The 23,885-nt window shown below is 69.5% G+C and carries 27 protein-coding genes; 14 read left to right on the plus strand and 13 right to left on the minus strand.

Annotated features, from left to right (window positions below; all coding sequences use genetic code 11):
* The first annotated feature begins 110 nt into the window (after positions 1 to 110).
* From G6N30_RS25315 to purF, 6 genes are all read left to right on the plus strand, one after another.
* Positions 111 to 1,343, plus strand: coding sequence for a cation:proton antiporter (locus G6N30_RS25315; RefSeq protein WP_134056349.1), 1,233 nt, complete (start codon positions 111 to 113; stop codon positions 1,341 to 1,343).
* A gap of 9 nt (positions 1,344 to 1,352) precedes the next feature.
* Positions 1,353 to 3,650 carry a phosphoribosylformylglycinamidine synthase subunit PurL gene (gene purL / locus G6N30_RS25320; RefSeq protein WP_134056347.1) on the plus strand — a complete coding sequence of 766 codons (2,298 nt, stop codon included), beginning with the start codon at positions 1,353 to 1,355 and terminating at the stop codon, positions 3,648 to 3,650.
* Complete coding sequence (locus tag G6N30_RS25325) at positions 3,647 to 5,413, plus strand: alpha/beta hydrolase (RefSeq protein ID WP_134056345.1); 1,767 nt, start codon at positions 3,647 to 3,649, stop codon at positions 5,411 to 5,413. Before purL ends, G6N30_RS25325 begins: the two co-directional genes overlap by 4 nt.
* Positions 5,413 to 6,042, plus strand: coding sequence for an Rv0804 family intramembrane glutamic endopeptidase (locus tag G6N30_RS25330; RefSeq protein ID WP_134056343.1), 630 nt, complete (start codon positions 5,413 to 5,415; stop codon positions 6,040 to 6,042). Before G6N30_RS25325 ends, G6N30_RS25330 begins: the two co-directional genes overlap by 1 nt.
* Before the next feature lie 24 nt (positions 6,043 to 6,066).
* Positions 6,067 to 6,456, plus strand: a complete 390-nt coding sequence (locus tag G6N30_RS25335; protein WP_134056341.1) for a sterol carrier family protein — start codon at positions 6,067 to 6,069, stop codon at positions 6,454 to 6,456.
* A gap of 93 nt (positions 6,457 to 6,549) precedes the next feature.
* Positions 6,550 to 8,085: an amidophosphoribosyltransferase gene (gene purF, locus G6N30_RS25340; protein WP_134056339.1), complete on the plus strand. Its 1,536-nt coding sequence runs from the start codon at positions 6,550 to 6,552 to the stop codon at positions 8,083 to 8,085.
* Between the two features lie 22 nt (positions 8,086 to 8,107).
* Here the strand turns inward: purF and G6N30_RS25345 are convergent, their stop codons facing one another.
* Together G6N30_RS25345 and G6N30_RS25350 are read right to left on the minus strand one after the other, a co-directional pair.
* A complete protein-coding gene (locus G6N30_RS25345) occupies positions 8,108 to 9,061 on the minus strand; it encodes an NAD(P)H-binding protein (RefSeq protein ID WP_134056337.1) in 954 nt (317 codons plus the stop codon).
* Between the two features lie 75 nt (positions 9,062 to 9,136).
* The gene (locus G6N30_RS25350) at positions 9,137 to 9,571 is read right to left on the minus strand and encodes a cupin domain-containing protein (protein ID WP_134056335.1); all 435 of its coding nucleotides are present in this window, start codon (positions 9,569 to 9,571) and stop codon (positions 9,137 to 9,139) included.
* 109 nt (positions 9,572 to 9,680) lie between these two features.
* Here G6N30_RS25350 and purM point away from each other — a divergent pair, with 109 nt between their 5' ends.
* A complete protein-coding gene (purM, locus tag G6N30_RS25355) occupies positions 9,681 to 10,754 on the plus strand; it encodes a phosphoribosylformylglycinamidine cyclo-ligase (protein WP_134056333.1) in 1,074 nt (357 codons plus the stop codon).
* A gap of 13 nt (positions 10,755 to 10,767) precedes the next feature.
* Here the strand turns inward: purM and G6N30_RS25360 are convergent, their stop codons facing one another.
* Together G6N30_RS25360 and ygfZ are read right to left on the minus strand one after the other, a co-directional pair.
* On the minus strand, positions 10,768 to 10,947 hold the full coding sequence (locus G6N30_RS25360) for a DUF3073 domain-containing protein (RefSeq protein WP_134056331.1): 180 nt from the start codon (positions 10,945 to 10,947) through the stop codon (positions 10,768 to 10,770).
* Between the two features lie 138 nt (positions 10,948 to 11,085).
* Positions 11,086 to 12,159 (minus strand): CAF17-like 4Fe-4S cluster assembly/insertion protein YgfZ, encoded by a 1,074-nt coding sequence (gene ygfZ, locus G6N30_RS25365; protein WP_134056329.1) that lies wholly within the window; start codon positions 12,157 to 12,159, stop codon positions 11,086 to 11,088.
* Positions 12,160 to 12,191: 32 nt separating this feature from the next.
* On the opposite strand from ygfZ, the gene G6N30_RS25370 reads away from it, so the two are divergent.
* A complete protein-coding gene (locus G6N30_RS25370) occupies positions 12,192 to 13,070 on the plus strand; it encodes an aminodeoxychorismate lyase (RefSeq protein WP_134056328.1) in 879 nt (292 codons plus the stop codon).
* Positions 13,071 to 13,342: 272 nt separating this feature from the next.
* Here the strand turns inward: G6N30_RS25370 and G6N30_RS25375 are convergent, their stop codons facing one another.
* The 9 genes from G6N30_RS25375 to lmeA all read right to left on the minus strand — a co-directional run bounded on the left by G6N30_RS25375 (position 13,343) and on the right by lmeA (position 17,957).
* Positions 13,343 to 13,582, minus strand: a complete 240-nt coding sequence (locus tag G6N30_RS25375; RefSeq protein ID WP_276026819.1) for a hypothetical protein — start codon at positions 13,580 to 13,582, stop codon at positions 13,343 to 13,345.
* Between the two features lie 11 nt (positions 13,583 to 13,593).
* A complete protein-coding gene (locus G6N30_RS25380; RefSeq protein WP_134056324.1) occupies positions 13,594 to 14,268 on the minus strand; it encodes a heme-binding beta-barrel domain-containing protein in 675 nt (224 codons plus the stop codon).
* Positions 14,269 to 14,408: 140 nt separating this feature from the next.
* Positions 14,409 to 14,729, minus strand: a complete 321-nt coding sequence (locus G6N30_RS25385) for a DUF732 domain-containing protein (protein ID WP_134056320.1) — start codon at positions 14,727 to 14,729, stop codon at positions 14,409 to 14,411.
* Positions 14,730 to 14,888: 159 nt separating this feature from the next.
* Positions 14,889 to 15,191, minus strand: coding sequence for a DUF1416 domain-containing protein (locus G6N30_RS25390; RefSeq protein ID WP_059090543.1), 303 nt, complete (start codon positions 15,189 to 15,191; stop codon positions 14,889 to 14,891).
* 2 nt (positions 15,192 to 15,193) lie between these two features.
* Positions 15,194 to 16,027 (minus strand): sulfurtransferase, encoded by an 834-nt coding sequence (locus G6N30_RS25395; RefSeq protein WP_134056318.1) that lies wholly within the window; start codon positions 16,025 to 16,027, stop codon positions 15,194 to 15,196.
* Between the two features lie 32 nt (positions 16,028 to 16,059).
* Positions 16,060 to 16,533 carry a DUF4395 domain-containing protein gene (locus tag G6N30_RS25400; RefSeq protein WP_134056316.1) on the minus strand — a complete coding sequence of 158 codons (474 nt, stop codon included), beginning with the start codon at positions 16,531 to 16,533 and terminating at the stop codon, positions 16,060 to 16,062.
* Between the two features lie 89 nt (positions 16,534 to 16,622).
* The gene (locus tag G6N30_RS27475; protein ID WP_407664675.1) at positions 16,623 to 16,712 is read right to left on the minus strand and encodes an Ms5788A family Cys-rich leader peptide; all 90 of its coding nucleotides are present in this window, start codon (positions 16,710 to 16,712) and stop codon (positions 16,623 to 16,625) included.
* A 28-nt stretch (positions 16,713 to 16,740) separates the two neighbouring features.
* On the minus strand, positions 16,741 to 17,163 hold the full coding sequence (locus G6N30_RS25405; RefSeq protein WP_134056314.1) for a thioredoxin family protein: 423 nt from the start codon (positions 17,161 to 17,163) through the stop codon (positions 16,741 to 16,743).
* Positions 17,160 to 17,957 (minus strand): mannan chain length control protein LmeA, encoded by a 798-nt coding sequence (lmeA, locus tag G6N30_RS25410; RefSeq protein WP_134056312.1) that lies wholly within the window; start codon positions 17,955 to 17,957, stop codon positions 17,160 to 17,162. Before lmeA ends, G6N30_RS25405 begins: the two co-directional genes overlap by 4 nt.
* 173 nt (positions 17,958 to 18,130) lie before the next feature.
* Between lmeA and G6N30_RS25415 the strand changes: the two genes are divergently transcribed.
* The 6 genes from G6N30_RS25415 to pstB all read left to right on the plus strand — a co-directional run bounded on the left by G6N30_RS25415 (position 18,131) and on the right by pstB (position 23,846).
* A complete protein-coding gene (locus G6N30_RS25415; protein WP_134056310.1) occupies positions 18,131 to 18,904 on the plus strand; it encodes a winged helix-turn-helix transcriptional regulator in 774 nt (257 codons plus the stop codon).
* A complete protein-coding gene (gene mshD, locus G6N30_RS25420) occupies positions 18,901 to 19,809 on the plus strand; it encodes a mycothiol synthase (RefSeq protein WP_134056308.1) in 909 nt (302 codons plus the stop codon). Before G6N30_RS25415 ends, mshD begins: the two co-directional genes overlap by 4 nt.
* Positions 19,810 to 19,929: 120 nt before the next feature.
* A complete protein-coding gene (pstS, locus tag G6N30_RS25425) occupies positions 19,930 to 21,042 on the plus strand; it encodes a phosphate ABC transporter substrate-binding protein PstS (protein ID WP_179965666.1) in 1,113 nt (370 codons plus the stop codon).
* Positions 21,043 to 21,091: 49 nt separating this feature from the next.
* Positions 21,092 to 22,141 (plus strand): phosphate ABC transporter permease subunit PstC, encoded by a 1,050-nt coding sequence (pstC, locus tag G6N30_RS25430; protein ID WP_134056304.1) that lies wholly within the window; start codon positions 21,092 to 21,094, stop codon positions 22,139 to 22,141.
* A complete protein-coding gene (gene pstA, locus G6N30_RS25435) occupies positions 22,138 to 23,058 on the plus strand; it encodes a phosphate ABC transporter permease PstA (RefSeq protein WP_134056302.1) in 921 nt (306 codons plus the stop codon). The genes pstC and pstA overlap by 4 nt, the downstream gene beginning before the upstream one ends.
* An 11-nt stretch (positions 23,059 to 23,069) precedes the next feature.
* Positions 23,070 to 23,846 carry a phosphate ABC transporter ATP-binding protein PstB gene (gene pstB / locus G6N30_RS25440; protein WP_134056300.1) on the plus strand — a complete coding sequence of 259 codons (777 nt, stop codon included), beginning with the start codon at positions 23,070 to 23,072 and terminating at the stop codon, positions 23,844 to 23,846.
* Positions 23,847 to 23,885 lie beyond the last annotated feature (39 nt).

Raw genomic sequence — 23,885 nt, forward strand, 5'->3', positions numbered from 1 at the left:
CGAGACACAAGGCCTCCTGCCGCCGGCCATGAGGGGGACAGAGCCGGACCGGCAGGAGGTCTTGTCGCGTGTCAGGGCGCGAACCGCCACAGCCTGGAAAGATCGCCGCCGTGCTGCTGTCTCTCGTCGCGGTCTCCGCCGTGCTCGCCGGGTGGGCGGTGCTGGCCCGCCGCATGGAGCTCTGGCGCCTCACCGCGCCGATGGTGATCGTCCTGGCCGGTGTGGTGATCGGCCTCGCGACCTCCGACCGGGTGGCCGACACCCTCAACACCGAGATCGCCGAACACGTCGCCGAGATCATCCTCGCCATCCTGCTCTTCGTCGACGCCACCGATGTGCGAGGTGGCCTGCTCGGCCACGAACCGAAGGCCGCCCTGCGGATCCTGTTCGTCGCGCTGCCGGTGAGCATCGGCACCGCCCTGCTGTTCGGATTGTGGCTGCTGCCCGGTTCCTCATGGGCCGTGCTGCTGGTGATCGCCTGCATCGTCGTGCCGATCGACTTCGCGCCGGTGTCGTCGATCCTGCGGGACCGGCGCGTGCCCGAGCGGGTGCGCAACGTGCTCAACGTGGAGGCCGGCTACAACGACGGCATCGTGTCGCCGCTGTTCATCTTCGCGCTGGTGCTCGCCGACCAGGACACCCGCGTCGACACCCCGCTGCAGGCGCTGGAGGCGGCGGTGCCGCAGGCCGCCAAAGCCATCGTCATCGGCCTGACGGTCGGCGCCGCCCTCGCGCTTGCGGCCAACGCCGCGCAGACCCGCGGCTGGATGACCATCCAGTCCAAGCGGCTCGTGCTGGTGGCCGCGCCGCTGCTGGCGTTCGGGCTGAGCCTGGCGATCGACGGCAACGGATTCGTGTCGGCGTTCGTGTGCGGGATCGTCTTCAAATACCTGCGTCACTCCGACGACATCCGGCGTGACCTCGAACTCGTCGACGACGTCGGCTTCCTGCTGGCGGTGGGCATGTGGTTCGCGTTCGGGGCGACGGCCGTGGCGATACTCGAGGACGGGGTGCCGATCGGCACGGTGGTGTTCTGCCTGGCGGCGCTCACCGTCGTGCGCATAGGCCCGGTGGCCGCCGGCCTGATCGGCACCCGGTTCAGCCTGCCGGAACGACTGCTCGTCGGCGGCCTCGGCCCCCGGGGCACCACGTCGATCGTCTTCGGCCTGCTCGCGTTCAACGTGCTGGACGGCAGCGACGAGACCACCGTGGGGTTGGTGGTCGTGCTGTGCGTTCTCGGCAGCGTCATCCTGCACGGCGTCACCGCGCCCGCCGCCGCCCACACCTACGCCGCGCGGGAGGGTTCCTCCCGCGACGAGGAGCACAGCCGCCCGGGGAAATAGACTGTCTGCGTGACGCAGGAGCTTGCCCCCACGCTGGACACCGTCGAGCGTGCCGCAGCCACCCCAGACCAACCGCAACCGTTCCGTGAACTGGGCCTCAAGGACGACGAGTACCAGCGCATTCGCGACATCCTCGGCCGCAGGCCCACCGACGCCGAGCTCGCGATGTACTCGGTGATGTGGAGCGAGCACTGCTCGTACAAATCCTCCAAGGTGCATCTGCGTTACTTCGGGGAGACCACCACCGATGAGATGCGCGCCACGATGCTCGCCGGGATCGGCGAGAACGCCGGCGTCGTCGACATCGGCGACGGCTGGGCGGTGACCTTCAAGGTCGAGTCCCACAACCACCCGTCCTACGTCGAGCCCTATCAGGGCGCGGCCACCGGCGTCGGCGGCATCGTCCGCGACATCATGGCGATGGGCGCCCGTCCGGTCGCGGTGATGGACCAGCTCCGCTTCGGCGCCGCCGACGCCCCCGACACCAAGCGGGTCCTCGACGGCGTGGTGCGCGGCGTCGGCGGCTACGGGAACTCACTGGGTCTGCCGAACATCGGCGGCGAGACCGTGTTCGACCCGTCCTACGCGGGCAACCCTCTCGTCAACGCGCTGTGCGTCGGCGCGATGCGCAAAGAGGACCTGCACCTCGCGTTCGCGTCGGGCTCGGGCAACAAGATCATCCTGTTCGGTGCGCGCACGGGCCTCGACGGCATCGGCGGCGTGTCGGTGCTGGCCAGCGAGACCTTCGGCGGTGACGAGGGCAGCGGCCCCGGCCGCAAGAAGCTGCCTTCGGTGCAGGTCGGTGATCCCTTCATGGAGAAGGTGCTCATCGAGTGCTGCCTGGAGCTGTACGCGGCGGGTCTCGTCGTCGGCATCCAGGACCTCGGCGGCGCCGGATTGTCCTGTGCGACATCCGAACTCGCATCCGCCGGTGACGGCGGCATGCACGTCGACCTCGACCAGGTCCCGCTGCGCGCGGCCAATATGACGCCCGCGGAGATCCTGTCGAGCGAATCGCAGGAACGCATGTGCGCGGTGGTCACCCCCGACAACGTCGAGGCGTTCCTCGCGGTCTGCCGCAAGTGGGAGGTGCAGGCACGGGTGATCGGCGAGGTCACCGACGGGGATCGGCTGGTCATCACCTGGCACGGCGAGACCGTCGTCGACGTGCCGCCGCGCACCGTCGCCCACGAAGGACCGGTGTACGAGCGCCCCGTCGCCCGGCCGGGAACCCAGGACGCGCTGAACGCCGACACCTCGGCCGGGATCCCGCGGCCCACCACCGACGACGAGCTGCGCGCCACCCTGCTGGCCATGGTCGGCAGCCCGCACCTGTGCAGCCGCGGCTACATCACCGAACAGTACGACCGCTACGTGCGCGGCAACACCGTGCTGGCCGAACACGCCGACGGCGGTGTGTTGCGCATAGACGAAGCCACCGGACGCGGAATCGCCGTCTCGACCGACGCCTCCGGGCGCTACACCGCACTCGATCCGTACACCGGCGCCCAACTCGCGCTCGCGGAGGCCTACCGCAACGTCGCGGTCACCGGCGCGACGCCGGTCGCGGTCACCAACTGCCTGAACTTCGGCTCACCGGAGGATCCGGGCGTCATGTGGCAGTTCAGCCAGGCGGTGCGCGGACTCGCCGACGGCTGTGCGGCCCTTGGCATTCCGGTGACCGGCGGCAACGTCAGCTTCTACAACCAGACCGGAAGTACCGCCATCCTGCCCACCCCGGTGGTGGGTGTGCTCGGGGTGATCGACGACGTCAAGCGGCGCATCCCGACCGGGCTCGGTACCGAACCGGGTGAGACGCTGATCCTGCTCGGCGACACCCGCGACGAATTCGACGGGTCGATCTGGGCGCAGGTGACCGCAGGCCACCTCGGCGGCCTGCCCCCCAAGGTCGACCTCGAGCGGGAGAAGCTGCTCGCCGACGTGCTCACCGCCGCGTCCCGCGACGGGTTGGTGTCCGCCGCACACGATCTCAGCGAAGGCGGCCTGATCCAAGCGGTGGTGGAAGCCGCCCTGGCCGGCGAGACCGGATGCCGCATCCTGCTTCCCGAAGGCGCCGACCCGTTCGTCGCACTCTTCAGCGAGTCGGCCGGCCGGGTGCTGGTCGCGGTGCCCCGCACCGAGGAGAGCCGGTTCCGGTCGATGTGCGAAGCACGCGGCCTACCCGCCACGCGCATCGGCGTGGTGGATCCGGGCAGCGACGCGGTCGAGGTGCAGGGCCACTTCTCGGTGACGCTGGCAGAACTGCGCACCACCTCCGAGGGCGTGCTGCCCGGACTGTTCGGGTGAGTTCGCAGACCGACCAGACCACCGGTGACGTCGTCACCGACACTCCCGAACGCCCGCGGCGCCACCCCCTGCTCATCTGGGCATGGGGTCTGGTCCGGCTGGACTTCACCGGCATCGCGTGCGGCGCACTGTTCTTCTGCCTGTCGCTGACCCCGTCACTGCTGCCACGCGGCTGGCTGTTCCAGGGCCTCATCGGCGGCCTGAACGGCGCGATCGGTTACGGCATCGGGGTCTTCATCGCGAAGATGTTGTCGCGCTTCGTGGTACGCGGCCGCGACTGGCGGCCGCCGCCACGTCGCACGCTCCATGCCCTCAAGGCCGGCATCGTCGCGCTCGCGCTGGGGGCCAGCGTCCTGATGCTCATCCCGGCGGCCGCCTGGCAGCGGCAGGTCTCGGCCGAGATGGGTCTACCGGGCCCCGATACGCCCGGCTATCTTCGCGTGCTGGTGATCGCCGCACTGGTCGGCGCGGTCTGCGTGGCCGTCAGCCGCGTGGTGCTCGACTCCATCAAGACCCTTGCCCGCTGGCTCATCCGGAGGTGGCGGCTCAGCGACGAGATGGCCCTGCTGATCGGCACCGCGGCGATTGTGGTCGTCCTCATCACGCTGATCAACGGCGTACTGCTGCAGGGGTTCCTCGCCGGCGCCAGTCGCGTCTTCCAGCCGCAGAACACCACCACCCGCGCGGGCGTCAGCCAGCCGACGGCACCCGAACGTTCCGGCAGCCCCGCGTCTTTCGCGGCCTGGGACACCCTGGGCTACCAGGGCCGCAACTTCGTCGGCACCGGACCCGATGTCGACGACCTCGAGCGGGTCAACGGCAGACCGGCCCGTGAACCGATCCGCGTCTACGCCGGCCTGCAGACCGCCGACACCGACGAACAGCGGATCGCGGTGGTGCTCAGCGAGCTGGAACGGACCGGGGCGTTCGACCGGGAACTGCTCGTCATCGTGCCCACCACCGGAACCGGATGGGTCAACCCGGTGGCCGCCCGCGCGCTGGAGCTGATGTACAACGGCGACACCGCCATGGTGGCGATGCAGTATTCGTACCTGCCGAGCTGGATTTCGTTCCTCGGTGACCAGCAGAAGTCGATGGAATCGGGTCGCATGCTGATCGACGCCGTGCAGCAGCGGTGGGCGCAGCGCCCGCCGCAACAACGGCCGCGGCTCGTGCTCTACGGCGAGAGTCTGGGATCGATGGCCGGCCAGGGTGCGTTCGGCTGGCTGCCCGACATCGCCGATATGGGATTCTCGTCGGTGCTGTGGGTCGGGCCGCCCAACGCCAGCCCACTCTGGCGGGCGATCACCGAACGGCGCGACCCCGGCACCCCCGAGGTGCAACCGCGCTACGACGGCGGCCGCACCGTGCGGTTCTCCCAGGCGGCCGGCCCGGCGGAGATCGCCCGCGACACCGCCGCGCCGTGGCAGGGCACCCGCGTGCTGTTCCTGCAGCACTCGTCGGACCCGATCGTGTGGTGGTCGCCCGACCTGATCACCTCCCGCCCCGACTGGTTGAGCGAACCGCCGGGACTGGACCGCACCGCCTCGATGCGCTGGTACCCCATCGTGACGTTCTGGCAGGTGAGCGCGGACCTGACCAACGCCTCCGCGATGCCCGGCGGGCACGGACACAACTACGGCGAATCCGTCCTCGACGGCTGGGCGGCGGTCGCGCCGCCGCCGGGCTGGACCGCCCGCGACACCGAACGCATACGTGCGGCACTGCGGGATTCCGCCGACGACGACCGAGCCGCATCCTGATGCGCCGCAATCAATTCGAAGCCCTCGCGCTGGCCGGTGCGCTGGTCGTGCTGAACGGTGTGGTGGATCCGCGCCTGCCCCCACGACGAGCCGTCGCCGTGCGCGCGGTGTTCGGCGCGGCGCTGGCGGCGGCCACCCGCACACAGCTGGGGTTCCGCCCGCCCGCGCTGACGAGGGGTCTGCGGACCGGCGCGGTTGCGGCGGCCGTGGTGGCCGCGGGGGTGGTGGCCGCCGGCGCGGTGCCCGCGGTGCGCGCGGCGATGGCGGCGCGCGATCTGCCGGATGCGCCCGTGCGGTGGCTGCTGCTCGACATTCCGCTGGGCACGGTGTGGCCCGAGGAGGCGGCTTACCGCGGCGCCCTCGGACAGCTCGGCGCCCAGGCGTTCGGACCGACCGGGGGACGGCTGCTGCAGTCGGTGGCGTTCGGGCTGTCGCACATCGCCGACGCCCGCGGCGCCGGCGAACCCGTCGTCGGCACCGTGGTGACCACCGGGGTGGCGGGCTGGGTGTTCGCGCTGCTCGCCGAGCGCTCCGGCAGTCTGGTCGCCTCGATGTCGGCCCATCTGGCCGTCAACGAGGCGGGTGCGCTCGCCGCGCTTCTGGTGCAGCGCCGCGGCCGACACCGCTGACATCGGCTTTGGGACACTGGCTTCATGCCCGCCCGCCGCACCGCCGACCCGGCGCAGACCCGCGCCGCGGTGTCCGCCGTCGTCGACTGGCTACGCGACGACACCGTCGCCGCACCCGACCGGGCCACGCTCGCCGAGGCGGTCCGGCTGACCGCCCGCACCGTCGCGGGACTCGCGCCCGGCGCCAGCGTCGAGGTGCGGGTGCCGCCGTTCGTCGCCGTGCAGTGCATCGCCGGACCCACCCACACCCGCGGCAATCCGCCCAATGTGGTGGAGACCGATCCGCGGACGTGGCTCCTGGTCGCCACCGGCCTGCTGGCGTTCGGCGACGCGGTGGACAGCGGCGCGCTGCGGCTGTCGGGGTCCCGTGCCCCCGAGGTGGCCAACTGGCTGCCCGTCGTCTCGCCGACGTGACGTGTCCCACGACACGTCGCGGATTCCCGTAACCGGGTATATGGCCCGTAGACTGAAGCCGTCACCCACAGCCCATCTGGGAGCAGCCATATCGTGATCGGACACGACGACATCGAGCCCGAGAATGACCCCCGCGAGGAATGTGGCGTCTTCGGCGTCTGGGCCCCGGGCGAGGACGTGGCCAAGCTCACGTATTACGGGCTGTACGCGCTGCAGCACCGCGGCCAGGAAGCCGCGGGCATCGCCGTGGCCGACGGGTCACAGGTGCTGGTGTTCAAGGATCTCGGCCTGGTCAGTCAGGTCTTCGACGAGCCGACACTGGCCGCCATGCACGGCCACGTGGCCATCGGCCACTGCCGCTACTCGACCACCGGATCCACCACGTGGGAGAACGCCCAGCCGGTCTTCCGCAACACCACCGCAGGCACCGGAGTGGCCGTGGGCCACAACGGAAACCTGGTCAACACCACTGAACTCGCCGCCCGCGCGCGCGAGGCGGGACTGATCAACGGCCGCACGCCGGGTGCGGCGACCACCGACTCGGACATCCTCGGCGCGCTGCTGGCCCACGGTGCGGCCGACGCCACCCTCGAACAGGCGGCGCTCGAACTGCTGCCGACCGTCCGCGGCGCGTTCTGCCTGACCTTCATGGATGAGAACACCCTCTACGCGGCCCGCGATCCGTACGGTGTGCGTCCGCTGTCGCTGGGCCGCCTCGACCGCGGCTGGGTGGTGGCCTCCGAGACCGCCGCGCTCGACATCGTCGGCGCCTCGTTCGTCCGCGACATCGAACCCGGCGAACTGCTGGCCATCGACGCCGACGGCGTGCGCTCCACCCGCTTCGCCAACCCCACCCCCAAGGCCTGCGTTTTCGAGTACGTGTACCTGGCCCGCCCCGACAGCACGCTGGCCGGTCGCTCCGTGCACGCCACCCGCGTCGACATCGGCCGGCGGCTGGCCAGCGAGATGCCCGTCGAGGCGGATCTCGTCATCGGCGTCCCGGAGTCCGGCACCCCGGCCGCCGTCGGCTACGCCCAGGGCTCGGGCATCCCCTACGGCCAGGGCCTGATGAAGAACGCCTATGTCGGCCGGACATTCATCCAGCCGTCGCAGACCATCCGTCAGCTGGGCATCCGGCTCAAGCTCAACCCCCTCAAAGAGGTGATCCGCGGCAAGCGGCTGATCGTCGTCGACGACTCGATCGTCCGCGGTAACACCCAACGCGCGCTGATCCGGATGCTGCGGGAGGCCGGGGCCCTCGAAGTGCACGTGCGGATCGCCTCCCCGCCGGTGCGCTGGCCCTGCTTCTACGGCATCGACTTCGCCACGCCGGCGGAGCTGATCGCCAACGGCGCCGAGGACGAGGACCAGATGCTCGAGGCCGTCCGGCGCGCGATCGGCGCCGACACCCTCGGCTACATCTCGCGGCAGGGCATGATCGCCGCAACCGAACAGCCCGCCTCCCGGCTGTGCTCGGCATGCTTCGACGGCACCTATCCGATCGAGTTGCCGGGGGAGTCGGCCCTGGGCAAGAACGTCATCGAGCACATGCTCGCGACGGCCGCCCGCAGCGGGATCCCGCTGGAGAAGGTCGACAACGACAACGCCTCCGCGCTCAGGCGCCCCTGACGCCTCCGGCGTCGTGACGTCCCTAGCGCTTCCCGGCCCACTCGGGGTCGCTGGGCAGCGGCTCCTGGCGCAGTGCGGCCGCCACCGCCTCGCGGTACGGCGTCAGACCCTTCTCCGGTGGCCGGATCACCGAGTCGATCGCGTGGTCGCCCATGACCGCGTCGCATTCCAGCGACTCGACCAGCGGCCGCGCCAGCCCCGCCGGCATCGGCGTCACCAGGCCCACCCACCAACTAGCGATGGTCGGGGTCAACCCCGGCACCACCACGAGGAACCGCCGCCGCAGCCCGGCCTCCTCGGCGTAGACCTGCATGGCCTCGCCGTACTCGAGGACATCGGGCCCGCCGATGTCCCAGGTCCGCGACGAAGGCACCGGCGCCGTCGCCGCCTCGACCAGATAGTGCAGCACGTCGTCGATCCCGATCGGCTGGATCTTGTTGTGCACCCACTTGGGCGTCGTCATCACGGGCAGCCGGTTCGTCAGGTGCCGCATCAGCTCGAACGAGGCCGAGCCCACGCCGATGACGATCCCGGCCTGCAGCACCACGGTCTCGATGCCCGAGTCGATGAGGATCTCGCCGACCTCGGTGCGGGAGGTGAGATGGCGCGACAGTTCGGCGCCACTGGGATGTAACCCGCTCAGATAGACCAGGCGGCGCACACCCGCCTTGCGTGCCGCGGCCACCACGTTGCGCGCGGATTCGGCCTCCTCGGCGACGAAGTCCTTCGAGGTGCCCATGGAGTGGACCAGGTAGTACACGACGTCCGTATCCGCGAAGGCCGTCACCAGCGAGTCGGCGTCCGTCAGATCCCCGCGCACCACCTCGGCCTGCGAGCGCCAGGGCGCGTCGTCGAGCTTCTCCGGGGTGCGCGCCATCGCACGGACCTGCAGCCCTCGGTCGAGCAGCGCCGGTACCAGCCGGCCACCGATGTACCCGGTGGCGCCCGTCACCAGGCAGCGAATGTTGTCAGCCACAGCAGTTCTCCGTCCGTCTCACCGTCTCGCTCAGTGATTCGGAGCCGGTACGCGCACGGATGACCGCCAAACGGGTCAGGCAAACCCGCAACCCGGATCGGGCGCATCGTCGGCGAGCGGCGCACCGGCCGGATTGATGTAGAGCACCTGCAGCACCAGGGGGGTCGGGCCGACGTTGCGGCCGATGTGCACATACCCCGGGCCACCCTTCTCGGTGATGTCCTGGCCGGCGACGTACACGCCGTCAACCGAACAGTCCGCCCGGTTGTGCAACAGCACCCCCTCCTTGACCGTCGCCAGCAGCTGTCCGGGATGAGCATGCCAGCCCGTGCTGCCACCTGGGGCGATGGTGATCTCGCGGAAGACGTAGTCGGTTCCGCCGTCGGTCACCTGCCACAGGATGACGCCGTTGGTGTCACGGGACGGGGTGGCCGACACGGGCGCCGCCAGAGCCGTCGACGCCGCCAGAGTCACCGCCGCGGCCGACAGGGCGAGACGCAAGGGGTTCATGCGCGCCAACGGTGTCACACCCGGCTCCCGCCGTCCTGGCGAAACGCCCAGGCTGTGATGACGGACGGCATTTACCGTCGCGCAGCCCCGACCGGTAGCCTTTCCCTCGATGACCGAACGCGCCGAACAACACGGCATTTCCTACGCGTCGGCCGGTGTCGACATCGAAGCCGGTGATCGTGCCGTCGAACTCTTCAAGCCGCTGGCCGCGAAGGCCACCCGCCCCGAGGTACGCGGAGGGCTTGGTGGGTTCGCCGGCCTGTTCGCCCTGCGCGGCGGATACCGCGAGCCGGTGCTCGCGGCCTCGACCGACGGCGTCGGCACCAAGCTGGCCGTCGCCCAGGCGATGGACAAACACGACACGGTCGGGCTCGACCTGGTCGCCATGGTCGTCGACGACCTGGTGGTCTGCGGCGCCGAACCGCTGTTCCTGCAGGACTACATCGCAGTCGGGCGTACGGTGCCCGAGCGGGTCAGCCAGCTCGTGTCCGGTATCGCCGAGGGCTGCGTGCTCGCCGGCTGTGCGCTGCTGGGCGGCGAGACCGCCGAGCATCCCGGCCTGATGGCCCCCGACCACTACGACATCTCGGCGACCGGTATCGGCATCGTCGAGGCCGACGACGTCCTGGGCCCCGACCGGGTCCGGCCGGGCGACGTCATCATCGCGATGGGATCCTCGGGCCTGCACTCCAACGGATACTCACTGGCCCGCAAGGTGCTGCTGGAGATCGACCGGATGAACCTCGCCGGCCACGTCGAGGAGTTCGGCCGCACGCTGGGTGAGGAACTGCTCGAGCCCACCCGCATCTACGCCAAGGACTGCCTGGCCCTGGCCGCCGAGACCCAGGTCCGCACGTTCTGCCACGTCACCGGTGGCGGGCTCGCGGGCAACCTCGAGCGCGTGGTGCCCAACGGTCTCATGGCCGAACTCGACCGCGGTACCTGGACGCCCGCGCCCGTGTTCCAGATGATCGCCCAGCGCGGCCGCATCGAACGCACCGAGATGGAGAAGACGTTCAACATGGGCGTCGGGATGGTCGCCGTCGTCGCGCCGGAGGACACCGACCGCGCACTGGCGATCCTGACGGCCCGCCACATCAACTGCTGGACGCTCGGGACGGTCAAGAAGGGCGGCAAAGACGAGCCGCGGGCACTGTTGGTGGGCCAGCACCCGCGGTTCTGATCAGCCGGAAGGGCTAGCGGCGCCAGTCGTCCTCAGGTGCCCACTCGTCGGCTACGCCGTCGCTGTGGTCGCCGTCGACGGGATCACCACCCGCCAGCTCGCGCTGGAGCCGTTCGAAATCAGTTTGAGGCGAGCTGTACTTGAGGTCGCGAGCGACCTTCGTCTGCTTCGCCTTCGCCCGGCCGCGGCCCATAGGGGACCCCCTCGCGCAATAACGGAGCGGCCCCAAGATGAAGGCGGCTCCGATTCTCCGATGTCGTTATTGTCCTGCCCACACTTTACCGTGCCCGGACGGCATCTGCTGGCAGGCCCTGGTCTGCGGTGACCAGACTCACCGAGCGCCACCCCGAAGTCGCTCCACGGCAAGCCGGCCCGCGCCCACGTGCTCGGTGGCCGGCAGCGAGTCGGCGTCGATCACCGCGGTCGCCTCGACGCCTCCGCCGGTGGTCAGCGGGGTGTCGGCGGGCAGTCCGCGTTTGACGAGCGCGAGCGCGACCGGACCGTCGTCGATGTGCTCGACGACCGTGCCGACGCGTCCGACGGTGCGGCCGCCGGCCAGCACCGGATCGCCGGTCGACGGGCGGTCGGTGGTGCCGTCCAGCTGCAGCCGCACCAGCATGCGGGGCGGTTTGCCCAGGTTGTGCACGCGCGCAACAGTTTCCTGGCCGCGGTAACAGCCCTTGTCCAGGTGCACCGCGCTGCCGATCCAGCCGACCTCGTGCGGGATCGTGCGCTCGTCGGTGTCGACGCCCAGACGGGGCCGCAGCGTCGCCACCCGGTGCGCCTCGTATGCCCACACCCCGGCCGGCCGGACGCCCGCCGCGGTGAGCCGGCCCTGCCAGTCGGCGACCTGGTCGCGCGGCACCACGAGGTCGACTTCCAGCCCCGCTGCGGGCAGGCGCCGCAGGAAACCGCCACCGGGCAGGGCGACCGCCGCCGATTCGGCCGGTAGTGAACGCAGGCCGAGGGCGTCGAGGACCGGCGTGTCGGCCAGCGCCGGACCCAGCAGGGACAGCACCGCCAGGTCGGCCGGCTCGATCGCCACATCGGCCCAGAACACCATCTTGCGCAGATAGGCCAGCAGCGGTTCACCGCGCCACGGTTCGGTGTCGAGGTACAGGACGCCGCCCAGCTCGGTCTGCCACCAGTGGTCTTCGACGCGGCCCTGGCCGTCGAGGCTCAGGTTCTGGGTGACCGTGCCGTCGGGCTGCTCGCTGACGTGCTGGCTGGAGATGGTGTGCAGCCACGACCGGCGTTCGCCGCCCGTCAGCGAGAGGACGGCGCGGTGCGAGCGGTCGACGAGTACGGCGCTGTCGGTGGCGGCGCGCTGCTCGCCGAGCGGGTCGCCGTAGTGCCACACCGCCCCGGCGTCCGGTCCGCCTTCGGGCACGGGAACTGCTGACATACGTCAACTCTACGGGTCTACGCTGATGGGCCATGGCGAGCGGACCGGGTGTGATCGTCACCCTCGACGGTGCATTACACGACGCGCAGATACCCCTGTTGCATGCCGACGACCTGGCCGCCGTGCGCGGGGACGGGATCTTCGAAACGCTGCTGGTGCGCGACGGCAGACCCTGTCTGCTGGAGGCGCACCTCGGGCGGTTGACCCAGTCGGCGCGGCTGATGGAGTTGCCCGAGCCGGATCTGCAGCAGTGGCGTTCGGCGGTCGCGACCGCGGTGCACCGCTGGACTGTCGACGGCGGCGCCGAAGGCGTGTTGCGCCTGGTCTACAGCCGCGGGCGTGAAAGCGGCGGAGAGCCGACGGCATTCGCCACGATCGGTGCGTTGCCGGCCCGGGTCGCCGCTGCCCGCCGGGACGGGGTGGCTGCGCTGATGCTGGCGCGCGGTCTGCCCGACGAGGCCTCGGACCTGCCGTGGTTGCTCGCCGGTGCGAAGACGCTGTCGTATGCGGTCAACATGGCCGCGTTGCGGCACGCCGAGAAGCACGGCGCAGGCGACGTCGTCTTCGTCAGCTCCGACGGCCACATCCTCGAAGGCCCCCGCTCGACGGTCGTGATCGCCACCGAGATGGAGGGTGGCGGGCTCGGCCTGCTCACCCCGCCGCCGTGGTATCCGATCCTGCGCGGCACCACCCAGCAGGCGCTGTTCGAGGTGGCCCGCAACAAGGGTTACGACTGCGACTACCGGGCGCTGCGGCCCGGTGATCTTGTTGCCGCCCAGGGTGTTTGGCTGGTGTCGAGCATCACACTCGCGGCCCGCGTGCACACCCTGGACGGGGCCGCGCTGCGGCCGACGCCGCTGGCCGCGGAGATGGCCGCCCTGGTCGACGCGGCCATCGTCAGCGATCGCTGAGGGCGAAGCGAAATTTCCTTGTCGGTGCCGGCATCCGCGGGTACGGTCGCTCGTACACAGGGAAGGAGGTGGTCCGACAAATTGATTGACTTATGGACATGTGAGGTGGCTGCCCGCTAGCAGCACCGGGGGAGTTCAGCACTCACCTGAGTGCGCTGGCGAATTCCCCGCAGTCACCCGGCCCCCGAGCCCCTCGGTCCGTCCAACCAGGAACCAAAGGCTCGGGGGCCGCCCCATATCCAGGGGCGGCCAAGCCGCAGTAGATCTTTCGCTCAGCCCGGACCCGGTGCCAGCGACGCGCACTCTTTCAGCGCCTGGTCCCACGCCGCTCGGTCGACGCCGGCGGGCGGACCGGTGTTCGGACCCGGTGTGGCGGGCACCCCGTGCGCGTTGAGGCAGTCAGCGTATGAGCCGTGACCGTTCGGGCTCGAGGAGGTGTCGGGTTCCGACGGCGAGTCCTCGGCCGCGCACGCGGCCAGCATCCCCGCGGCAGCCAGGGTTGCCGTGATCATCCGCAGCCGCACTAGCCCGCGAACCTCGACAGCCGGGCCGACAGGTGCGGGACCAGGCCGCCGTCGGCATCCACCCGTTCCTCGACGTACGCCAGATCGCCGCCCTCGACGATTCCGTAGAGCCGTTTGGCGCCGCCGACCAGCACGCCGGACTTACTGCGCGCCAACGCATCGGTCACCAACTCCCAGGAGGACTGGCTGCGCGGTTGACCGTAGAACAACTCGACATAGCCGGCCGAATGCGCCAGCAGCAGTTCGATCGCCTGCGATTCGGACGGGTCGCCGGGATCGTTGACGAAGCGCCAGAATCCCGTCTCGCGCAAACCCACTCGGTCGTAATCCCCGGACTCGGTCAGCCGCCAGGATCGCGCCTCCCAGTTCAGGTAGTCGCCGCCGTCGTGCGAGACGACGATCTGCTGACCGAATCGGTAGTCGCCGTGGGGCCCGCGGCCCTCGCCCTCGCCGCGCCACACACCGACCAGCGGCAGCAGCGCGAGCAGCGCGTCATTGAGGTCAGCCCCCTCGCGCAGGTTCGCGGTGTCCGCGGGCAGGGGCAGGTCGTCGAAGACCGGGATGTTGCGCGCCGCGGTGATCTTGGCTCGCTCGGCGGCGTCCGCTACGGCTCGGTCGCCGGAGGTCGAGAAAATGGAGCCGGCGGCGTCGTCGGGTTCGTTCGGCGCGGTCACGACTCGTCGGTGATGAGGCGGTACACCGCGTACAGCGCGAACCACGTGATCACCAGCGTGCACACCACCAGCAGGATTTCGTAGAACAGGACCACGAACCCAGTCTAACCGCAGGACGCAGGCGGTTGGCGCCCGGCCGGTCAGCCGATCTTGTACTCGAACTGCGGGCAGAACGCCCCGGTCGCCGCGCCGATGAAGACGCCGGCCTGGTAGTCGGTCCAGTCGGTGACGCTGAGGAGATCGCCCACCTCGTCGGCGAAAGTGGCGCCGTTGCTCCAGTCCGTGCACACCGCATGACCGGTGTCGAGGACCGCCGGGGTGTCCACCGCCTCCCACACGATGCCCTCGTTGCGGATGATGGTGAGGAAGTCCTCCTCGGGCCCTGCCGCCGCTACGGGTGCGGTTGCCAGCGCGAGCGCGCTGAGGGCGGCGACGGCCGCGGATATCCGAGTCACGTTCATGGTCGGTCCTGTTCACCGGGGACATTCCGCGATATCGCGGAACCTGATGACATCCTGACCGACAGCTGTGCGTCCCGCGGCCGTTTCGCTAGAAATGTGCGCAGCCGTCAATACGCACGCCGGGGCGTAGAGCGCCCCGGCGTGGCATGACCGGATCGGTCAGGCGACCTTGACGTCGACCTCGTGGATGCCGGCACCGGACGGGGCGACGGTGGCGTCGCCGTTTCCGATCTTCGACAGCGCGCGCAACGTCCAGGTGCCCGGAGCGGCGAAGAACCGGAAGTCGCCGGTCGCCGACGCAACCACCTCGGCGGTGAACTCGTCGGAAGCGTCCAGCAGACGCACGAACGCGCCGCCGACGGCCTGACCCGACCCGTCCACCACACGACCGGTGATCACGGTTTCCTTCTCCAGATCGACGCTGGCGGGCAGTGCCAGGCCTTGCTTAGGAGGAGCGCACATAACTAACTTCCCAACTCGATCGGGGCCCCCACCAGGGAGCCGTATTCCGTCCAACTGCCGTCGTAGTTCTTGACGTTCTTGTGTCCCAGCAGTTCCTGCAGCACGAACCAGGTGTGCGAGGAGCGCTCACCGATGCGGCAGTAGGCGATGGTTTCCTTCTCGCCGTCCAGGCCGGCGTCGGCGTAGATCTTCGCGAGATCCTCGTCCGACTTGAAGGTGCCGTCCTCGTTGGCGGCCTTGCTCCACGGCACGTTGATGGCCGTCGGGATGTGGCCCGCGCGCTGGCTCTGCTCCTGCGGAAGGTGCGCCGGGGCGAGGATCTTGCCGGAGAACTCGTCGGGCGAGCGCACGTCGACCAGGTTCTTCTCGCCGATCGCGGCGATGACCTCGTCGCGGAACGCCCGGATGCTGTTGTCGGGCTGCTTGGCGGTGTAGCTGGTCGCCGGGCGGGTGACCGACTCGCTCGACAGCGGGCGGCCGTCGAGTTCCCACTTCTTGCGGCCGCCGTCGAGCAACTTGACGTTCTCGTGGCCGTAGAGCTTGAAGTACCAGTACGCGTAGGCGGCGAACCAGTTGTTGTTGCCGCCGTAGAGGATCACCGTGTCGTCGTTGGAGATTCCGCGGTCACTCAGCAGCTTGGAGAACTGCTGGGCATCGACGAAGTCGCGCCGGACCGGGTCCTGCAGGTCGGTCTTCCAGTCGAGCTTGACCGCACCCTCGATGTGTCCGGTGTCGTAGGCCGAGGTGTCCTCGTCGACCTCGACGAACACGGTGTTCGGCGCGTTGAGATTGCTCTCGGCCCAGTCGGTGGTGACCAGGACGTCGGAGCGAGCCATCGATGATCCTTTCGGTTGCGGGGTGATCGAAGTCATACAGGGGTGGAGACCCGGCGGAGCCGGGCGGCGAGCGGGTAGAGCCGGCAGCCCAGGCAGATGCCGAAGGCCGCGTTCAGGAACGCCGCTAACAGAGCGAACGCGGTGGAGGCCAGACCGACCGCGGGCAGTCCCGTGGCGAAGCCGATCGTCCCGGCGACGGCGAAGACGAAGCCGACGAACTGAGCGAACTTCAACGGCGGCACCGGTTCCCGCTCGGTGACCGGGCCCAGCCGCGGTGCGATGAACCGGCCGAACACCATGCCGTAGGGGTGTGCGCGGGGACCGCGAACGGCGCCGATCGCGAAGACGACGGCCTGCAGCCCCAGGATCACCGCCGCGGCCGGTGCGCTCACCGCGGAGACGAGCAGCGCCACGACGAGCACGGCGGTGGTGAGCCAGGCGGCGAACCGGGGGCCACGCACGTCGACCTGAGAGACCGCCCGGGCGGCATCTATGTGCGTGGACATGGCGTGATACTCCTGTTGCGTTGGTGGTCTGGTGGCGGACATGCCAGATCGACTGATCCGCACGAGCGCGCGTCGCGGCGCGACTGCGCTCAGCAGCTACAACAACAGCAACAACCCGCAACGCGGCACAGATCCACTGCGCGGCGCTTGGTGAGCGTCAGCTCGAGGCGGGTGAACACGCCGACAGCTTACCCAATGACAGGGTGATCAAGCCAACAGCGGTTCGAGCACCGACCGCAGGTCAGCGACCTTCGGTACACCGGAGGTGCGGTAGCGCGGATGCCCGTCGGCATCGAAGATGATCGTCGTCGGCAGCGAGAGCACCGAAAGCCGCCGGGCCGCTTCCGGATTGGCGTCCAGATCGATCTCCACATGCGAGACCGCGGGCAGCTCGCGGCAGACCTGGTCGACCACGCGGCGCACCGCGTCGCACGGCCCACACCACACCGCGCTGAAGTGCAGGACGGTCGGGCCCGTGTCGGACAGCCCGAGCCCGGAGGTGTCGATGTTCGCCGCGGCGGCCTCGGCCTTGAGCAGGCCGGCGCGCAGGTTGACCAGCCGGCCGACCACGAACGCGACCCCGAACACGGCGATCAGGACCGCGATCACGACGATCCACGACGAGCTCATGACTGCCTGAACCCGTCGAGTGTGATGGTCATGTTCTCGGCGATGCCCTCGATGATGACATCCGAACCGCGCGCACCCTGTGCGGTCGGCGTGATCGCGAACGGCAGTGTCATACCCGGCATCGTGCCGCTGAACGCCTCGAGCACCGCGGCGGTCTTGTCGTCGGGTACCGCCTGCTCAGCGGTGCCCGCGCCGGTCAGCACGTCGGTGGCGGTCATCACCAGGGTCGTCTGGTCGGGTCCGCTGACGGAGAGGTCGACGGCCACCGACACCCGCTCGTCGAAGCCCGCCGACTCCGGCGTGCCGGTGAACACCACACCCTTGTTGCTGGAGATCCCGGATTCGGTGGTGCCGCCGGTGGCGTCGTTGGTCTCGCCGGTCGGGGCTTCGACGAGCAGATCGGGGATGCCGATGAAGCGGCCGAGGTGGGTGGAGTCGACGATGACGCGGCTCTCCACCTTGGCGACGGGCATCGCGGCGTCCGGCCGGATCAGCCATGACGCGTCGCTCAGGTCGACGTCGTGCAGCGTCGCCTCCAGTGAGGCCTTACCCACCACGGGGTGATCAACGCCACTGGCCCGGATCTCCATCTCGCCGTAGTGGTGGTCCATCGCCTGGGTGATGAACGGGAACCCGATGATGCCCACCCACGGGTCGAAATCGAGGTTCGCGACGGTCCGCAGGGCGCGTGACCAGCGGTATTCGGCGTAGATGGCGGCACCGAAGTCGGCCCCGACCGCGCCGACGACCACCGCGGTCACCGTCGCGACGAGCCCGATCAGCACCTTGCGCATCGCCACATTCTGGCCTACCCGTAAGTCGGCTAAGGACTTGACGCGGCCCATTTGCCGCAGTCGCGCTATCGTTACTTGACCAACGGCCGGTAACGGCCGCGTGTCAGGCACAAATCTGGGAGATCACCACAGACATCGACGTCGGGCGACGTCCCCGGAGCGCTGGAGGGCCTGTGGATCTGCTGCTGTTGACCGTCGACCCGCATCCCGAGTCGGTTCTGCCGTCATTGTCACTGCTCGCGCACAACGTGCGCGCCGCCCCGACCGAGGTGTCGTCACTGCTGGAAGCCGGCACCGCCGACGTCGCGATCGTCGACGCCCGCACCGACCTGGCCGCCGCCCGTGGACTGTGCCGCCTGCTGGGCACCACCGGCACGTCGGTTCCGGTTGTCGCCGTGGTCAACGAGGGCGGCCTCGTCGCCGTCAACCACGAGTGGGGACTCGACGAGATCCTGCTGCCCGGCACCGGCCCCGCCGAGATCGACGCGCGGCTGCGACTGCTGGTCGGCCGCCGCGGCGGGGTCGCCAACCAGGAGAACATCGGCAAGATCAGCCTCGGCGAACTCGTGATCGACGAGGGCACCTACACGGCCCGGCTGCGCGGCCGGCCGCTCGACCTCACCTACAAAGAGTTCGAACTGCTCAAGTATCTCGCCCAGCACGCCGGCCGGGTGTTCACCCGCGCCCAGCTGCTGCAGGAGGTGTGGGGATACGACTTCTTCGGCGGCACCCGCACCGTCGACGTCCATGTGCGCCGGTTGCGCGCCAAACTCGGGCCCGAGTACGAGTCGCTGATCGGCACCGTGCGCAACGTGGGCTACAAGGCGGTGCGGCCGGCCCGCGGACGCCCGCCCGCTCCGGAGGCCGACCTCGCCGACGACGAGGACGATTACGAGACGCCCGACAGTGTGCCGTCGTCGCTGGCGGACCCGCTGCGGGCGCCGTGACCGCTCTGGTGTGGCGGACGGAACTGACCGACGAGGAGCAGGACCGCATCCGCGAGGTGATCGCCGCCGCCACCCGGGCCGACGGGGTGGCGCCGGTGGGGGACCAGGTGCTGCGTGAGCTGCCCGCCGACCGGACCCGGCACCTGCTGGCCGTCGACCACGGTGACGATCAGGTGGTCGGCTATCTGAACCTCGCCCCCGCCTCGGACACCGCACCGCCGATGGCCGAACTCGTCGTGCACCCCGATGCCCGACGGCGCGGCACCGGGGCGGCGATGGCCCGCGCCGGGCTCGCCGAAGGCGGTCCCGATGCCAGGATCTGGGCGCACGGCAACCTCGACGCCGCCCAGGCGACCGCGCGCACACTCGGCCTGAAGGTGGTGCGGGAACTCCTGCAGATGCGCCGCCCGCTGACCGATTTGCCGCCGGTCACGGTCTCCGACGGTGTCCGTCTGGCCACCTACGCCGGACCGGAGAATGACCGGGAGTTGTTGCGGGTCAACAACTCCGCGTTCTCCTGGCATCCCGAGCAGGGCGGCTGGACCGACGCCGACATCGCCGAACGGCGCGGCGAGGCGTGGTTCGACCCCGAGGGCCTGTTCCTGGCGTTCGACGAGAACACCGGCGCACTGCTCGGCTTCCACTGGACGAAGATCCACGGACCCGACCTCGGCGAGGTCTACGTCGTCGGCGTCGACCCGGGCGCGCAGGGCCGCGGACTCGGCGCCACCCTCACGCTGGTCGGCCTGCACCACCTCGCCGACCGGTTGTCGGATTCCCCGCAGCCGACGGTGATGCTCTACGTGGAGGCCGACAACGCCGCGGCGGTGAAGACGTACCGACGCCTGGGCTTCGACGTCCACAGCGTGGACGCGGCCTACGCCGCCCCGACCGGCAACCTGTGAGATCACTGAACCTGTTCACTGGCCGTTAACCCGCGATCCCCGGACTGTCCACCAGCGCCGCATACGTTGCCGGAGAGTTCGAGCCGTCAACGGAAAGTGGGATAAGTGAAGCTCAACAGCATGGGCCTGGTGTGGTCTGCGACGGCGATCGCCGCGTTGACACTGAGCGCCTGCGGTAGCGACAACAACGCCGGGACCGCCAACACCACCGGAGCGTCCGGCACCGGATCTGCCAGCGCCGCGGAGTGCGGTGGCAAGAACTCCCTGACCGCCGAGGGCTCGACCGCCCAGCAGAACGCGATCGCCGTGTTCAACCAGGTGTGGGGCCAGAAGTGCGCGGGCAAGAACCTGTCCTACAACCCCACCGGTTCGGGCGCGGGCCGCGAGCAGTTCGTCGCCAACAACGTCGACTTCGCCGGCTCCGACTCGGCGATCAAGGAAGAGCAGGCCGAGCAGGCCGCACAGCGCTGCGGCGGCAACCCGGCGTGGAACCTGCCGCTGGTCTTCGGCCCCATCGCGCTGGCCTACAACGTCGAGGGCGTCGAGGACCTCGTCCTCAACGGCGACATCCTGGCCAAGATCTTCCAGGGCCAGATCACCACGTGGAACGACCCGGCCATCGCCGGGCTGAACCAGGGCAAGACCCTGCCCGACACCCCGATCACCCCGATCTTCCGTTCGGATTCCTCGGGCACCACCGACAACTTCCAGAAGTACCTCGCCGCGGCCGCCCCGCAGACGTGGACCAAGGGCGACGGCAGCGAATTCCAGGGCGGCGCGGGCGAGGGCGCCCAGAAGTCCGCGGGTGTGGCCCAGGCCGTCCAGGCGACCCCGGGTGGCATCGGTTACGTCGAGAAGGGCTTCGCCGACCAGGCGGGCCTGCCGTACGCCCAGATCGACAACGGCGGCGGTGCCGTCGAGCTGACCGACGAGACCGCCGGTAAGGCCATCGACGCCGCGAAGTTCGCGAGCGAGGGCAACGATCTGACCCTTGACCTGAAGTCCCTTTACGGCACCAAGGAAGCCGGTGCATATCCCCTGGTCCTCGCCACATACGAGATCGTCTGCTCCAACGGCTACGACGCGGAAACGGCCGCCGCAGTGAAGTCCTTCCTCACCGTCGCCGCCAACGACGGACAGGGCGGGCTCTCCTCGGCCGGCTATGTGCCGCTGCCGGACCGCTTCAAGGAGCGGTTGCTGACCTCCATCGACGCCATCGGCTCGACTGCCTGAGCCTGGTGGCGCCGCGACACGACAACGGTGAGGATGGGATGCGAATCCGATGACCGACAGGGTGGATGTGACATATCCCAATCCGACGGAACGGGGATCGGGCGAGGCCGTGTCCGCGCCCTTCCCCGAACCGGAACCTATCTCCACCGACCCCTCGCGCAACGCCAGAGTGCGGTTGGGCGACCGGGTGTTCCGGGGCCTCGCGGAGGGGTCCGGCGTCCTGATCGTCGCGATCATCGTGGCGATCGGGCTCTTCCTGCTGTGGCGCGCGGTCCCGGCCCTGGCGCGCAACGAGGCGAACTTCTTCCTCTACGGCGGTAACTGGGTCACCACCGACACGTCGGCGATGCAGTTCGGCATCCTCGACCTGCTTCAGGTGACCGTGTTCGTGTCGGTGTTCGCGCTGGTGCTGGCGATGCCCGTCGCGCTCGGCATCGCGATCTACCTGACCAACTACGCCCACAAGCGGGTGGTCGGCCCGCTGGGTTACATGGTCGACCTGCTGGCCGCGGTGCCGTCGATCATCTACGGCGTGTGGGGGCTGTACGTGCTGGCCCCGGTGATCAAGCCGTTCGCGGTGTGGCTCAACGACACCCTCGGCTGGCTGTTCCTGTTCCAGACCGGCAACGCGTCGGTGGCCGGCGGCGGCACGATCTTCACCGCGGGCATCGTGCTGGCGGTGATGATCCTGCCGATCATCACCGCGGTCACCCGCGAGGTGTTCGTGCAGACGCCGCGCGGCCAGATCGAGGCCGCGCTCGCGCTGGGCGCCACCCGCTGGGAGGTCGTGCGTACGACGGTGCTGCCGTTCGGCATGTCCGGCTACATCAGCGGCGCGATGCTCGGCCTCGGCCGCGCGCTCGGTGAGACGATCGCGCTGCTGATCATCCTGCGCGGCACCCAGCAGGCGTTCGGCTGGTCGCTGTTCGACGCCGGCTACACGTTCGCCAGCAAGATCGCCGCGGCGGCATCCGAGTTCAACGACCAGTACAAGGCGGGCGCCTACATCGCCGCCGGCCTCGTGCTGTTCATCCTGACGTTCGTGGTCAACTCGCTGGCCCGTGCCGCGGTCTCCGGAAAGGACAGGTCCGCATCGTGACGACGACTTCGGCACTCGACAGCCCAGTCAAGGTCCCCACCTTCCAGGGCGTCAGCACCCGGCGCAAGATCACCAACAACGTCGCCACCGTCCTGGTGACCGCCTCCGTGCTGGTCGCGATCGTCCCGCTGCTGTGGGTGCTCTACACGGTGGTGTCCAAGGGCATCGGCGCGGTGACGTCGTCGACCTGGTGGACGAACTCACAGGCCGGGATGACGGCATTCCAGGCCGGCGGCGGCGCCTACCACGCGATCGTGGGCACCGTCCTGCAGGCGCTGATCTGCGCGGTCATCTCGATTCCGGTCGGCGTCTTCGTCGGCATCTATCTGGTCGAGTACGGCGGCGGCACGCGCCTGGGCAAGGTCACCACGTTCATGGTGGACATCCTCACCGGTGTGCCCTCGATCGTGGCGGCACTGTTCATCTACGCGCTGTGGGTGGCGACGCTGGGCTTCGAGCGTTCGGGTTTCGCGGTCTCGCTGGCCCTGGTGCTGCTGATGATCCCGGTGATCGTGCGGTCCACCGAGGAGATGCTGCGGGTCGTGCCGATGGACCTGCGCGAGGCGAGTTACGCACTGGGCGTACCGAAGTGGAAGACCATCTCGTCGATCGTGGTCCCGACGGCGCTGTCGGGCATCGTGACGGGAATCCTGCTGGCGCTGGCCCGCGTGATGGGTGAGACGGCGCCACTGCTGATCCTGGTCGGCTACGCGCAGGCGATGAACTTCGACATGTTCGGCGGCTTCATGGGATCGCTGCCCGGCATGATGTACGACCAGACCTCGGCCGGCGCCGGCGCCAACCCGGTGCCGACGGACCGCCTCTGGGGTGCGGCGTTGACGCTCGTCGTCTTGATCGCACTGCTCAACGTCGGCGCGCGGTACCTCGCCAAATTCTTTGCCCCGAAGAAGATTTAGGAGTTCCTGACATGGCCAAACGGCTGGACCTCAAAGACGTCAACATCTACTACGGGTCGTTCCACGCGGTCGCCGACGTGTCGATGTCGGTGCCGCCCAGGAGCGTCACCGCGTTCATCGGCCCGTCGGGCTGCGGCAAGTCGACGGTGCTGCGCACCCTCAACCGCATGCACGAGGTCATCCCCGGCGCCTACGTCAAGGGATCGGTGCTGCTCGACGGTGAGGACATCTACGGCGCGGGTGTCGACCCGGTCGGGGTGCGCAAGACCATCGGCATGGTGTTCCAGCGGCCGAATCCGTTCCCCACCATGTCGATTCGCGACAACGTGGTGGCGGGCCTGAAGCTGCAGGGCGTCCGGAACAAGAAGACCCTCGACGAGGTCGCGGAGCGTTCGCTCAAGGGCGCCAACCTGTGGACCGAGGTCAAGGACCGGCTCGACAAGCCGGGCGGCGGTCTGTCCGGCGGTCAGCAGCAGCGGCTGTGCATCGCGCGTGCCATCGCCGTGCAGCCCGACGTGCTGCTGATGGACGAGCCGTGTTCGGCGCTCGACCCGATCTCCACGCTCGCGATCGAGGACCTGATCGCCGAGCTCAAGCAGGACTTCACGATCGTGATCGTCACGCACAACATGCAGCAGGCCGCGCGGGTGAGCGATCAGACGGCGTTCTTCAACCTCGAGGCCACCGGCAAGCCGGGCAAGCTGATCGAGATCGACGACACCGAGAAGATCTTCTCCAACCCGACGCAGAAGGCCACCGAGGATTACATCTCCGGTCGCTTCGGCTGATCGTCCCCGCACACGACACCGGCCCCGAGGATTCTCGGG

The sequence above is a fragment of the Mycolicibacterium litorale genome (assembly GCF_010731695.1).
GTDB lineage: Bacteria > Actinomycetota > Actinomycetes > Mycobacteriales > Mycobacteriaceae > Mycobacterium > Mycobacterium litorale.